Raw genomic sequence first — 12,684 nt, 5'->3', positions numbered from 1 at the left:
AAGTTTGCTTAGGTGCCGGAGGACGTCGCCCCCGGCATGGCTTCCGCCCCGCAGAGCGCCGCGTGACCGCCTTGCAATCCGGTCGTGCATCCGCCTATCTGTGATTGAAAATTGCCGTACAAATTATTTTCACGGAAATCCCATGCCGAGACTCGGGCCTTCGCCATATCCCGATCTGCAGAGCCTGCTGCCCGGGTTCATCTGGATAGCCGCCGCGGCTGCACTCGTCTTTCTCGTTGCCAGGGCTCTTGCGCAGGCCGCCACGCTTCGACTTTCAGGCAGCAGCGAGACCGCACTCCGCTCGACGTGGACACCGGACAACGGTGCAGCCGGCTTTCGCCAAATCCTGATATCGATCCTTGGCCACATCGACCTGTGGCTCTCGACGCCGCGAGGTCGGCAGAGTTCGAGCGGGCGCGACGAAACCCTGCAAGCCGAGGGGCAGGCAGCATTCACGCCCTACACGTTCGTCCTGAAAGCCTGCCTCTTCTATCCGCTCCTGCTTTCCCTGTTGTCCGTTACCATCCTTAGACCCCATCAGTATTCCTGGGCGAGGTCGACAAGCCCCTCGGTTGAAGCGGGGATACTGCTTCTTTGCATTCTGTCTGTGTTCTTTGCTCGCTGGGCGATCGCGGAACGATCCCCGCGGCGAATGGTCGGGATGGCTATGACACCGGCGCTCGCCATCCTCATGGCCGGACTTGTTTCCATCGCCGGTGAGAAACTCGCGGCACAGGCAGGGCTGCCGACGCCCGGCCTGGCTGGAGTGGAGGCCCTGCGAACAACCGCGGCATCACTGACGGTTCTCGGCGCGACCACTGCCGCAATCGTTGTCGCAACCTGCGCTGGCTGGCTTGGGGCGATCATGGTGCTTGCGCTTGCCGCCCTCAGCCCTTTCGCGACCACCCCCCTCATCTGCGCTGGCGGCTTTATCGCCTTCATTGCCAGACTGTGGCGGAGGATGGATTCCACCGACACGCCCATGACCGGGCCGCTTACCTTGGGCCTGGGATATTCCCTTGCCATGGTCGCCGGTCTGGGACTGATCACCGTCATCACAGCGAACGACGTGAAGGGCAACCTTCAGATGGTCCTGGGGTTCGGACCCATGGCGCTCATGGTAGTTGCCGGACTTATTCACATCGGCGTCGTGCTTCCAGCCGCCTGTACATACAGAAACTGGTTTGCCGGTCTCGCACCTCGCCTGCAGACCGCGTTTCGCCAGATGGAATGGCTGCTCATGATCGGCTGCGTGCCTGCAGTCGCGTCGATGAGAGTGCCGCTGTCCCGCAACGACTCCCTGATGAGCGCCACCGTTTTCATGTGCCTGATTCCGGCGCTGCTCGCCCCGTTTGTCTGGCTGTCATTGATCGCGGCGCGCGACCAGCTCCTGAGAGGCTGCCGGCCGGACGGGCGCTTTCTACTCGCCCGCCTGGCGGCAATCATCCCGCTGACGACCGGGACCTTGACGGTCCTGCTGGTCTCCGCGGCTGCGCTGGCGGGAGCCTTGTACGATCTCCTGCCTCGCAAACCCAGTTTCGTGCCGTTCCACACCGTCGAGGAGCACATCAAGCTCATCGAGAAGTTCCCGGAAACGCCCGACTATCAGGTCCTGTATGCCCTGATGCTCTCTCCGTTTCTGCCGGTCGCCCTCTATGTCCTAGCGATCATCGTCGCCCTGTCGGTACGGGTCTTGCGGCCCGCGAGATCAGGTTTCGGATCGGAGTTCCTGTCCCACAATGCGGCCGCGCTGGCGACGGTGTGTTTCAGCCTCCTGTTGGTAGCTCTGTGGTACGTCCTCGTCGATGCAACGGACGGCTTCGTTACGATGATCCGCATCGGCCTTGCGATCGCGCACATCGTCCGGGGGCTGCTGCCGATATAGGCACGCACGTCCGGTTCGCCTCTGGACAAGCTTCCGCCGCGGGTAGATACCGAAGAGGTTTCCGGGAGCGGGCCTTCGCCTGCTTGCCGGTGCGACCCGCCCACCCTTGCAATCCTCCCCGCGAGACCCGCCCCGTGCATCCCGTCACTGACCCCTTGTTCTATGCCTTCGCCATTCCGGCGGTGATCCTGGTCGGGCTGGCCAAGGGCGGCTTCGGCGGGCCGCTGGCGCTGCTCGGCGTGCCGATGATGAGCCTGGTGATCCCGCCGGTGCAGGCGGCCGGCATCATGCTGCCGATCCTCGTGGTGATGGACCTGGCCGGGCTCATCGCCTACCGCGGCAAGTATGACGGGGAGAGCCTGCGCATCCTGCTGCCGCCGGCGATCCTGGGCATCGGCGTCGGCTATCTCACCGCCGCCCATGTCAGCGACGCCCATGTGCGCCTGCTGGTCGGCCTGGTCGCGGTGCTCTTCACCCTCGACTACCTGCGCGGCGGCGCGCGCCGGGGCGAGCCCCGGCCGCAGCGCCCGTGGGCCGGGCGCTTCTGGGGCGCGATCTCCGGCTTCACCAGCTTCGTCAGCCATACCGGCGGACCGCCCTACCAGATCTACATGCTGCCGCTGCGGCTCGATCCGATCCGCTTCGCCGGCACCACCGTGCTGTTCTTCACCACGATGAACGCAATCAAGCTGGTGCCCTATGCCGCGCTCGGCCAGTTCGACGCGACGAACCTCGCCACCTCCGCGATGCTTCTGCCCCTCGCCCCGCTGGCGACCCTTGCCGGCGTCTGGCTGGTGCGCCGGGTGCAGCCGGCCCTGTTCTACCGCATCACCTATCTCGCCGTCGGCGTCATCGGCCTCAAGCTCTTGTGGGACGGTCTCAGCACCCTTCTCGCCTGAGGCGCCCTGCCCTTTCTGCGCAGTTGATCGCAAAGGGCTTTGCGGCTTTGATGGCGGAGAAACGGCGACAACGAAAAACGCCGGCGACAGGGCACCTTCCGGAGGAACGAATGGCCGACAACGGCACTCCCTTCACGCGCGATCTCGACAAGGTCCAGGCGAATTATACACCGCTGTCGCCCTTGAGCTTCCTGGCGAGGGCCGCCGCCGTCTTCCCCGAACACATCGCCATCGTGCATGGACGCCAGCGCGTCTCCTATGCCGAGTTCTACGCCCGCAGCCGAAGGCTCGCCTCGGCGCTGGCAGCAAGGGGCATCGGCAAGAACGACACTGTCACGGTGATGCTGTCCAATACCCCGCCGATGCTGGAGGCCCATTACGGCGTGCCGATGACCGGCGCCGTGCTGCACTCGCTCAACACCCGGCTCGATGCCGCCGTCCTCGCCTTCCAGCTCGACCACGCGGAGAGCAAGGTCGTCATCACCGACCGGGAATTCGCCCCGGTGATGAAGGAGGCGCTCGCGCTGGCGAAGGTCGCCCCGCTGGTCGTCGACTACGACGACCCGGAGTTCCCGCAGACCGGCGAGTTGCTGGGCGAGATCGGCTACGAGGACTTCGTCGCGTCCGGCGATCCCGAATTCGCCTGGCAGCTTCCGGCGGACGAATGGGACGCGATCTCGCTGAACTACACCTCCGGAACGACCGGCAACCCCAAGGGCGTCGTCTACCATCATCGCGGCGCCTATCTGCTGGCCCAGGCCAACGTCCTGACCGCCTCTATGGCCCGGCATCCGGTCTATCTGTGGGCCCTGCCGATGTTCCACTGCAACGTCTGGTGCTTCCCCTGGTCGCTGTCGCTGGTCGCCGGCACCCATGTCTGTCTGCGCTGGGTCCGCGCCAGGCAGATCTGGGACGCGCTCGCGGACGAAGGCGTCACCCATCTGTGCGGTGCGCCCATCGTCATGTCGACGGTGCTCAACGCGCCGGACGAGGAAAAACGCGATCTCGACGGGCGCATCGTCGAGTTCTTCACCGCCGCAGCTCCCCCGCCCGAGGCCGTGCTCGCCGCGATGAAGGAGGCCGGCTTCAACGTCACCCATCTCTACGGCCTGACCGAGGTCTACGGCCCCGCCGTCGTCAACGACTGGAAGCGCGAGTGGGATGCCCGCTCCCCGGCCGAACAGGCGGCGCTGAAGGCCCGCCAGGGCGTGCGCTACGTGGCGCTGGAGGATCTTGCAGTGCTCGATCCGCAGACCATGCAGCCCGTGCCGGCCGACGGCGAGACCCTCGGCGAGGTGATGTTCCGCGGCAATGTCGTGATGAAGGGCTATCTCAAGAATCCGGAGGCGACGGCCGAGGCCTTTGCCGGCGGCTGGTTCCATTCCGGCGATCTCGGCGTCATGCACGAGGACGGCTACATCCAGCTCAAGGACCGGTCCAAGGACATCATCATCTCGGGCGGCGAGAACATCTCCTCCATCGAGGTGGAGGACGTGCTGTTCAAGCATCGCGACGTCATGGCCGCCGCCGTGGTCGCCCGCCCGGACGACAAGTGGGGCGAGACCCCTTGCGCCTTCGTCGAGCTGCGCCCCGGCGCGTCGGTCGGGGCCGAGGAGATCATCGAGTTCTGCCGCGAGCGGCTCGCCCGCTTCAAGGTGCCTCGCCACGTGGTCTTCACCGAGCTGCCGAAGACCTCCACCGGCAAGATCCAGAAATTCGTGCTGCGCGAGATGGCCCGCAAGGTCTGACGGCCGCCCCAGCCTGCCCCCGAAACGGCCTGCCCCAAAACGGCAAAAGCCGCGGCACTGCCGCGGCTTCTGCTGTCAGTGGCAGGGCTTTTCGGCCCTGCCCGTGTCAATGCAAGTCTTCAGTGCAGGGTGGAACCGGAGCGAATCCGCTCGATCTCGTCCTTGAGCTGAAGTTTCTGGCGCTTGAGGGTGGCGAGCTCCAGCGAGTCCGCGCTTGGATGGCGCATCGCCTCTTCCAGTTTTCGCTCAAGATCGGAGTGACGCTTCTTCAACTCGACCAGATGCGACTGAAGGGACATGGATAAACCTCCTTGCCTATTCGCGTTTGACAACACGAGTGTGACACAGCCTGCCTTGCCTGTCGAACCCTTCCGAAAGCTCGGGCGCCGATTGCGATATCGCCGTTAGCGACGGGTTTACGCGCTATTCCCCTACGTCGTTTTGACGAGGAACTCCCGGCACTCGCGCCCCTGCGACACCCTGCCCCGGCCCGCCTGCAGCCCCGCTGCCTTCACCATCGTGCTCAACGGGTCTACCGCCCGGCCCGCCATCGCGGTATCCTCGGGGCGAGGAGCGGTTTTGCCTTCGGGAGGAAGCATTTCCGGGCCAGGAAAGACGATCGGCTTTTCGGAAAGGCCCGGCGTTCCGCCTCGGCTCTTCCGCTGATCTTGCGGGCGTTTGCGCCGGAAGTCTGGAGTAAAGGCATGGATGCGGGCATGGACAGCGAATTCGACGACAAGACGGTGCGCATCGAGCTTGCGCGCCTGCGTCAGGAACACCGGGACCTCGACATGGCCATCGGCGCCATGGTGGAGACCGGGCGCGCCGACGCCTTGCAGCTTCAGCGGCTGAAGAAGAAGAAGCTGTCGCTGAAGGACCGCATCTCCACGCTCGAGGATCGCCTGCTCCCCGACATCATCGCCTGACGGCTTGCCCGGCCGGCGCCCCGCCGCCGCCACGCGTCCTGCAAGCCCCTTGCGCCCTGCCCGGCTCTGCCTATAGTGCGGGGCCTTCCGGCACGGCCGGCAACAGCAACCTCAGGCAGGGGCGCGCATGGGCGAGGCAAATCCGCAAGTGGCGATCATCATGGGCAGTCAGTCCGACTGGCCGACCATGAAACATGCCGCCGACACGCTGGAGGCGCTCGGCGTCTCGCACGAGGCGCGCATCGTCTCGGCCCACCGCACACCCCAGCGGCTCTACGATTTCGCGACCGGCGCACGCGATGCCGGCTTCAAGGTGGTGATCGCCGGTGCCGGCGGCGCCGCCCACTTGCCCGGCATGACCGCGTCCATGACACCGCTCCCCGTGTTCGGCGTGCCGATCGAATCCCGCACGCTGAAGGGCGAGGACAGCCTCCTGTCCATCGTCCAGATGCCGGCCGGCATTCCCGTCGGCACGCTCGCCATCGGCAGGGCCGGCGCGGTCAACGCCGCCCTGCTCGCGGCCGCGGTGCTGGCCCTGACCGACAGCGGCCTTGCCGAACGTCTCGATGCCTGGCGCCGGCGCCAGTCGGACGCCGTCGCCGAACATCCTTCCGACGACGCATGACCAGCAGGAACGACGGCAGATGATCAAGACCGGCGACCGGCCCCTGCGGCCCGGCGACACGATCGGCATTCTCGGCGGCGGCCAGCTCGGCCGCATGATCGCGCTCGCGGCGGCCCCCCTCGGCCTGAAGACCCACATCTTCTGCCCCGATCCGTCGAGCCCCGCCTTCGACGTCTCCCATACCCACACCATCGCCGGCTATGACGACATCTCCGCTCTGGACATGTTCGCCGCCTCCGTCGACGTGGTGACCTACGAGTTCGAGAACGTTCCCGGTCCGACCGCCAGCCACCTGGCGGCCCGCGTGCCGGTGCGCCCCGGTCCGCGCGCCCTTGCGGTCTCGCAGGACCGGCTGGAGGAAAAGAGCTTCCTGCAGGCCGCCGGCATTCCCGTCGCCGGCTTCTGGCGCGTCGACAGCGACGAGGACGCGGTCGCAGCGCTTGGCCATGCCGGCGGCAAGGGCATCCTCAAGACAAGGCGCCTCGGCTATGACGGCAAGGGCCAGATCCTGCTGCGCTCGGCCGCAGAGGCACGCGACGCCTTCACCCGGCTCGGTCGCCAGGCCGCGATCATGGAAGCCTTCGTTCCCTTCGAGCGCGAGGTCTCGGTCATCGCCGCGCGCGGCGTCGACGGCACCCTTCGCGCCTATGACGTCGCCGAGAATGTCCACCGCGACCACATCCTCAAGACCTCGACCGTCCCGGCCGCCCTTTCGCCGGAACTCGCCGCACAGGCCCGGCAGATGGCCGAGACGATCTGCGAGCGGCTCGACTATGTCGGGGTGATCGGCGTCGAGATGTTCGTGCTGCCGGAGGGAGCCGGCGGTCCGCGCCTCGTCGTCAACGAGATCGCCCCGCGCGTGCACAATTCCGGCCACTGGACCCAGGACGCCTGCCAGGTCTCGCAGTTCGAGCAGCATGTGCGCGCTGTCGCCGGCTGGCCGCTCGGCAGCGCCGAGCGCCATTCCGACGTCGTGATGGAGAACCTGATCGGCGATGAGGCGGGCCGCTGGGGAGAGATCCTCGCGGAGGCGGGCGCCTCGCTGCATCTCTACGGCAAGACGGAAAGCCGCCCGGGCCGCAAGATGGGTCACGTCAACCGCATCCGCCCGCTGAGGGCCTGAGCGGCCCTTAGAGCAGCCCGATCCTCTCGCGCAGCGCGAACCGCCACATGACGAGGACGGAGACGAAGGCAAGGCCCGCCGCCAGTCCCAGCCAGATGCCGATGCCGCCGAGGCCCAGCGGGAAGCCGAGGACATAGGCACCGGTCATTCCCACGCCCCAATAGCCGACGATGGCCATGATCATCGGCACCTTGGTGTCGGACAGGCCGCGCAGCAGGCTGCCGCCGATCACCTGCGCCCCGTCGAAGACCTGGAACAGCGCGGCGACCGCCAGGAAGCCGACGCCGATGGCGAAGACATTCGCCGCATCCGGATTGTCGAAGTCGAGGAACAGGCCGACCAGGGTGCCGGGGATCACCCAGAAGGCGATGGCACAGGCGCCCATGAAGGCCATGCCGATGCCGAAGCCCGTCCAGCCCGCGCGCCCGACACCGGGCCGGTCGCCGCGTCCGGCCGCAAGACCGATGCGGATCATCGCCGCCTGGCCGATGCCGATGGGCACCATGAAGGTGATCGAGGCGAGCTGCGTCGCGATGCCGTGGGCGGCGAGCTCGATGGTGCCGATCCAGCCCATCAGCACCGACGTGCCGGAAAACAGCGCCACCTCGACCAGGAGCGTCACGGCAATGGGCCAGCCCAGCTTGACGATCTCGGACAGCTTCGGCCAGTCCGAGCGCCAGATCCGGCCGAACACGCCGTAGCGCCGCAGCTGCCGGTCGTACAGCACATAGCCGACAAGCAGCAGCAGCGTCACCGTCGCGGTGATCACCGAGCCGATGGCCGCGCCCACCAGTTCCAGGCGCGGAAAGCCGAAATGGCCGAAGATCAGCACATAGTTGACCATGGCGTTCAGCACCGCGCCGACGATGGTCGCCCACAGGACCGCCTGCGCCCGCTCCATCACGGTGACGAAGCTGCGCAAAGCCATCGTCAGCAGCGAGGGCAGCAGCGAGATCATCATGATGCGGGCATAGCCGCCGGCCAGCGCCGCCACGTCCGGCTTCTGCCCGAGCGCGACCAGCAGCTCCTCGGTATGCCACATGACGATCCAGGCCGGCACGGAGTAGAAGGCGACGAACCAGAAGCCCATCCGCACGGCACGGCGCAACTCGCGCACCTTGCCCTGGCCGCGCGCCTGCGCCGCCAGCGGGATCACCGCCTGCAGCACGCCCATGCCGAAGAGCCACAGGACGATATAGAGGTTGAAGGCCAGCACCGCAGCGGCCAGCTCGGTCGCGCCGAGCCAGCCGATCATCAGCACGTCGGCCGTGTTGACCGCCATCTGCGCCACCTGCGCTCCGGCGATCGGAGCGCCGAGCGCCAGCGTCGGCAGGATGTCGCCGCGCCAAAGGACGGAAAACCGGCCGGCCGCGCGGGCCGGAGACGTATCGTTCATCCCATGCACTCCGGGAGTGCCCGGAGCTCACGCCGGCGCGTCGACACCGGGCGGAGCTCGGAACGACGCAGCCAGGTCCCGCACGGGCAAAGGACTTGGACACCGGGTGGCGCGCCGCCGCAAAGGGGCGAAAACCGCGCCAACAACCGGGAAACCTTCCTAGTCGCTCATTACAACCCTGTCCAGAAAAACCGGCCCGCATCTCTTGCCTCCGGCATACGGAAACCCTATGACGATGCGGGCCGGGAACGGCCTCTGCAAAGCCTCGAAACAGTGCATTTCGCGGGTGAATGCAGGTGGACAAGCGCGGTCGCCTCTGCTAACACAACGCCCTGACTGGCGACGCGAGGGCGGCGCGGCCTTGCCTTTGTGCAGGTTGCAGCCCCTTCCCGGATGGCGACCGGTTCCGGTTGCGGTTCGACTTCGCTTCCGCATCACATTGAGATTGCTCCGGCACAGGATGCAGGTCCGCATCCCGTGCAAACACGATGGGAAAAGACGCGTGCAGGTTCTGGTCCGCGACAACAATGTCGATCAGGCGCTCAAGGCGCTTAAGAAGAAAATGCAGCGCGAAGGCATCTTTCGCGAGATGAAGCTTCGCGGCCACTACGAGAAGCCGTCCGAGAAAAAGGCGCGCGAGAAGGCCGAGGCCGTTCGCCGCGCCCGCAAGCTGGCGCGCAAGCGTGCCCAGCGCGAAGGCCTGCTGCCGAGCAAGGCTCCCCGCCGCTAAACGGCCCGGCGCGAACCGTATCGCGCTTTCTTCAGCCGATCCCTTCAGGTCTTTCGCCTCCTGCTCCGGGCCGACGCGTCCGGCATGGAGGCGAAGCCGTTTAAGCCGGCGAGGCTTGTCTGGGAGCAACTGCCGCGCAGGGCGGCCGGCTTTGCCGCGGCAACCAGCAGGACGCCGGGTTTCCGCCCGAATCGGCTGACACCCTCACCCGGGTAGATCGCGGCGGGCGATCATGCCATTGTCCCTGCACGAACCCGTGGTGAGGACAGGACCAATCGAGGTGGCCGGCATTGCATAAGGCGAAGTTTCGACCCGATCCCTGGAAGGGCATCATCCTTTCCGCGGCGCTGCTCGCAGCAGGCTGCCAGGCATCCGGCCTCTCCTCCGGTTTCGAGGTCGACCGTTCCGCCGGCTCCGCCGCGAACATCGATTCGCTCAACGCGGTGATCGAGGCGAACCCGCGTGACGCGGCCGCCTACAACACCCGCGGCATCGCCTATGGCCAGGCCGGGCGCTTCAAGGAAGCGATGGCGGACTTCGACACCGCCCTGCAGCTGTCGCCGAACTCGTATCAGGCCTATGCCAATCGCGCGCTGGTCCATCGGCGCATGGGCAACATCAACGCCGCCGTCAACGACTACAGCGCCGCCCTGCGCATCAAGCCCGACTACGACCTTGCACTGGTCGGGCGCGGCAATGCCTATCGCGAGCTCGGCCGCGACGACCAGGCGCTGGCCGATTTCGACGCGGCGATCCGGCTGGATTCCAGCAATGCCCGCGCCTTCCACAATCGCGGATTGATCCTCCAGGCGCGCAGCAACCACCAGCGCGCCATCGAGGATTTCGCCACCGCCATCGGTCTCGATCCCAATGCCGCCGAGCCCTATATCGCGCGCGGCATCTCCTATCTCGCCCTCAACGATCCCAAGGCGGCCCTTTCGGACCTGTCCGATGCGGTCAACCGCGACCAGCGCTCGGCCATCGCCTGGGCCAATCGCGGCATCGCCCTGGAAACGCTCGGCCAGGCCAGCGACGCGCGCCGGTCCTACAACCGGGCACTCGGCATCGACGCGTCCAACGAGATCGCCCGCGAGGGCGTCGGCCGGCTCGACCGCGGCTCGCCCAACGTCACCCGCAGCTGACGCGGGCGGCCAGCCGGCCCGCGCCCGCCGACGGCTCCCTCAAGACTTTTCCTGAAGCAACCGTCCGCCTGCGCGAGCAGGCCCCTTGCTTTGTGCGCGCCTTGCCTGCGTCCCGGCCCCCCCAAAGACCGCCGAACGCAAGACGGCCGGCAGCGATCTCCCCGCTGCCGGCCGTCCTGTTGTCTCTACGAAGGTCCTGCCGTCCGCTCAGTTGAGCGAGACGACCGGAAGCAGCACCACCGCCGGGCCCTCGAACCGGTCCGGGCGCGGCATCTCGCCGTCACGCGCGGACGCGCCGAAGCGGTTGGCATAAACCCGGCCGCCCGGCGCCATCAGCAGTTCCAGGCGGCGCTGGTTCGGATGCTGCAGCTGGGCGAAGGTCTGGGTACGGGTGTTGGTCAGGCCCGAGATGATGTCCGGGATTGCCGTGCGGTCCGGCAGCGCTGCAAAGTGGGCCAGCGGATCGCGGATCACCGGCTCGGGCAGGCGGCCGGACACGGAGGCCTGCCGTGCGGCCGGGGCCGCGGAGGCGGCCGGGGCCCTCGTCTGTGCTGCAGCGGAGGTGCCGAGCGCGGAGGCCGAAGCGGTGGCCGGCGCATAGGCCAGCGTCGCACCGGCAATATCCGCCTGCGGCTTGCGGCCCGGCTGGACGCCGGTTGCCGCGGCGATGGCCGACACGCCGTCGGCAGGTGCCGGGCGCGGACGTGCGGCGGCGAGCGGCGCGCCGGCGGCGCCCTCGATCGGGCCCTGGCGCAGCTCCGCCGGCTTGGCAGGCGGTGCGATGGAGGCAACGGTGATCGGCGCCTGCGGAGCGGACGTCTCCGTAGCGGCGGCGACGCTGGTCGCCTCCACGGCCGGGAGACCGCCGGCCAGCCTGCGCGCCTGGGCATCCAGCGTGCCGCCGTTGCCCGCGCCGGCTGCCGCGGCCACGATCGCCGGGAAATCCTGCGGCTTGAGACGCGGCATCACCTGGACGATGGTCGCCGATTCGCTGGCCGGAGCGGGAACCGGGGCCGGCGCGTCGGCCGACTTCACGCCCGGAGGCGCCTCGGCGGGAACGGGAGCCGGAGCTGCGCTGGCGACCTGCGTGCGGGTCACCGGCGCCGGCGGAGTCGGCTGCGTCGCGACGTCTTCGCCCTCGTCCTCGTCGCCGCCGAAGATGCGGGCAAAGAGGCTCGGACCGCCGGAACTCGCGCTGCCGGCCGGCAGCCGTGTAATGCCGCGATCCTCGATATCGCCCGACTGGCGCGTCGTTCCAGGCGATGCGCTGGCCACGGCCGTCGGACGGCTGGACACGCCGCGTTTGTGGCGTGCCAGCGCCTGGGCATAGCCGGGCATCTTCTTGCCGTCGCTGGGAACGTGGATGGTATCGCCGCGCGGGAACACCTTGGCCAGCTGCGAACGGGTCATGCGCGGCCAATGGCGCACCGAGCCGGTATCCATGTGCACGAAGGGGGTGCGCGAGGTCGGGTAGAAGCCGACGCCGCCGATCTCCTTGCGCAGGCCGATGGCGCGCAGCTTGGAAATGTTCACGCCGGGGATGAAGAAGTCCATCGCTTTGCCGCGCGTGTGCTGGCTGTTTTTGGCGACGCCGCGCGAGCGGCCGCGCAGCATATTGTTGGTCGCCGGCGAGCGGTAGGAGGAGACGACGTGGATCGCTTCGTTCGTGCCGGCCTGCTGGTACACTTCCCAGACGAGATCGAAAAGCTTTGGATCCATCTTGGTGCTTTCGTTGCGTCGCCAGTCCCGCAGGAACCGGTTCAGCTCGCGAAGCCCCTCGGAGACGTAGCGGCCGTTGCGCTTGAACGTGATCGACACGCGCTCATGCGTATGGGTGTTGTACAGCTTAAGCGTCCGCGTCTCCGCAGACGCAGGAGACAGCGACGCGGACGACAGCAGCGCCAGTGCGAAAGCGGCAAGCGCCAATGCTGGCAACGCGCGATATCGCAGCCGGGAAAACCATGCCTCGAGCAATGTCAGTCTCGCTTGTTTGCCGGCGGTTCCGCCGAACACCGCCCCCCCGTCTGACTGATGTAAGGGACCGAGGTTAAGAAGCCTTTACCGTATTCCGAAATGAGCGCAAATCGTGGCAATTGCGCATCATTATCGAAAAAAATACCGGTATGCGGCCTTTTCCCTCATGTGCGGCCCGTCCGTCAAGGGCAACAGGCCCCTGCGCACCCGCTCGAACGGCGCGCAAGGGACGATCA

At 67.2% G+C, this 12,684-nt stretch carries 11 protein-coding genes; 8 read left to right on the top strand and 3 right to left on the bottom strand.

Annotated features, from left to right (window positions below):
• The first annotated feature begins 142 nt into the window (after window positions 1-142).
• The 3 genes from MNI96_RS04085 to MNI96_RS04075 all read left to right on the top strand — a co-directional run bounded on the left by MNI96_RS04085 (window position 143) and on the right by MNI96_RS04075 (window position 4,532).
• Window positions 143-1,885: a hypothetical protein gene (locus MNI96_RS04085; protein WP_249690619.1), complete on the top strand. Its 1,743-nt coding sequence runs from the start codon at window positions 143-145 to the stop codon at window positions 1,883-1,885.
• 134 nt (window positions 1,886-2,019) lie between these two features.
• Complete coding sequence (locus MNI96_RS04080) at window positions 2,020-2,784, top strand: sulfite exporter TauE/SafE family protein (protein ID WP_249690618.1); 765 nt, start codon at window positions 2,020-2,022, stop codon at window positions 2,782-2,784.
• Window positions 2,785-2,894: 110 nt separating this feature from the next.
• Window positions 2,895-4,532: an acyl-CoA synthetase gene (locus tag MNI96_RS04075; protein ID WP_249690616.1), complete on the top strand. Its 1,638-nt coding sequence runs from the start codon at window positions 2,895-2,897 to the stop codon at window positions 4,530-4,532.
• A 119-nt stretch (window positions 4,533-4,651) separates the two neighbouring features.
• On the opposite strand, the gene MNI96_RS04070 is transcribed toward MNI96_RS04075, so the two are convergent.
• The gene (locus MNI96_RS04070; protein ID WP_249690615.1) at window positions 4,652-4,831 is read right to left on the bottom strand and encodes a YdcH family protein; all 180 of its coding nucleotides are present in this window, start codon (window positions 4,829-4,831) and stop codon (window positions 4,652-4,654) included.
• A 417-nt stretch (window positions 4,832-5,248) separates the two neighbouring features.
• Here MNI96_RS04070 and MNI96_RS04065 point away from each other — a divergent pair, with 417 nt between their 5' ends.
• From MNI96_RS04065 to MNI96_RS04055, 3 genes are all read left to right on the top strand, one after another.
• Complete coding sequence (locus tag MNI96_RS04065; RefSeq protein ID WP_158193826.1) at window positions 5,249-5,458, top strand: YdcH family protein; 210 nt, start codon at window positions 5,249-5,251, stop codon at window positions 5,456-5,458.
• A gap of 127 nt (window positions 5,459-5,585) precedes the next feature.
• A complete protein-coding gene (purE, locus tag MNI96_RS04060; RefSeq protein ID WP_249690614.1) occupies window positions 5,586-6,083 on the top strand; it encodes a 5-(carboxyamino)imidazole ribonucleotide mutase in 498 nt (165 codons plus the stop codon).
• Between the two features lie 19 nt (window positions 6,084-6,102).
• On the top strand, window positions 6,103-7,206 hold the full coding sequence (locus MNI96_RS04055; protein ID WP_249690613.1) for a 5-(carboxyamino)imidazole ribonucleotide synthase: 1,104 nt from the start codon (window positions 6,103-6,105) through the stop codon (window positions 7,204-7,206).
• A gap of 7 nt (window positions 7,207-7,213) precedes the next feature.
• Here the strand turns inward: MNI96_RS04055 and MNI96_RS04050 are convergent, their stop codons facing one another.
• Complete coding sequence (locus MNI96_RS04050; protein WP_249690612.1) at window positions 7,214-8,602, bottom strand: MATE family efflux transporter; 1,389 nt, start codon at window positions 8,600-8,602, stop codon at window positions 7,214-7,216.
• A gap of 502 nt (window positions 8,603-9,104) precedes the next feature.
• On the opposite strand from MNI96_RS04050, the gene rpsU reads away from it, so the two are divergent.
• A complete protein-coding gene (rpsU, locus tag MNI96_RS04045) occupies window positions 9,105-9,332 on the top strand; it encodes a 30S ribosomal protein S21 (protein WP_029059436.1) in 228 nt (75 codons plus the stop codon).
• A gap of 290 nt (window positions 9,333-9,622) precedes the next feature.
• Window positions 9,623-10,474: a tetratricopeptide repeat protein gene (locus MNI96_RS04040; RefSeq protein WP_249690611.1), complete on the top strand. Its 852-nt coding sequence runs from the start codon at window positions 9,623-9,625 to the stop codon at window positions 10,472-10,474.
• A gap of 207 nt (window positions 10,475-10,681) precedes the next feature.
• Here MNI96_RS04040 and mepK read toward each other — a convergent pair whose 3' ends face one another.
• Window positions 10,682-12,409, bottom strand: coding sequence for a peptidoglycan L,D-endopeptidase MepK (mepK, locus tag MNI96_RS04035; protein ID WP_249690610.1), 1,728 nt, complete (start codon window positions 12,407-12,409; stop codon window positions 10,682-10,684).
• Between the last annotated feature and the right edge of the window lie 275 nt (window positions 12,410-12,684).

Origin of the sequence: Stappia sp. WLB 29, from assembly GCF_023507705.1 — a bacterium.
In the GTDB taxonomy this organism is placed as follows: Bacteria; Pseudomonadota; Alphaproteobacteria; order Rhizobiales; family Stappiaceae; genus Stappia.
Note: the sequence above shows the minus strand (reverse complement) of the source record. Positions and strands in the feature narration are given on the sequence as shown.

What these genes read in the sequence shown, in the direction of transcription:
- MNI96_RS04085 (WP_249690619.1), top strand. Translation starts at nt 143, where the DNA reads ATGCCGAGACTCGGGCCTTCGCCATATCCCGATCTGCAGAGCCTGCTG.
- MNI96_RS04075 (WP_249690616.1), top strand. Translation starts at nt 2,895, where the DNA reads ATGGCCGACAACGGCACTCCCTTCACGCGCGATCTCGACAAGGTCCAG.
- MNI96_RS04070 (WP_249690615.1), bottom strand. Translation starts at nt 4,831, where the DNA reads ATGTCCCTTCAGTCGCATCTGGTCGAGTTGAAGAAGCGTCACTCCGAT.
- MNI96_RS04065 (WP_158193826.1), top strand. Translation starts at nt 5,249, where the DNA reads ATGGACAGCGAATTCGACGACAAGACGGTGCGCATCGAGCTTGCGCGC.
- purE (WP_249690614.1), top strand. Translation starts at nt 5,586, where the DNA reads ATGGGCGAGGCAAATCCGCAAGTGGCGATCATCATGGGCAGTCAGTCC.
- MNI96_RS04055 (WP_249690613.1), top strand. Translation starts at nt 6,103, where the DNA reads ATGATCAAGACCGGCGACCGGCCCCTGCGGCCCGGCGACACGATCGGC.
- MNI96_RS04050 (WP_249690612.1), bottom strand. Translation starts at nt 8,602, where the DNA reads ATGAACGATACGTCTCCGGCCCGCGCGGCCGGCCGGTTTTCCGTCCTT.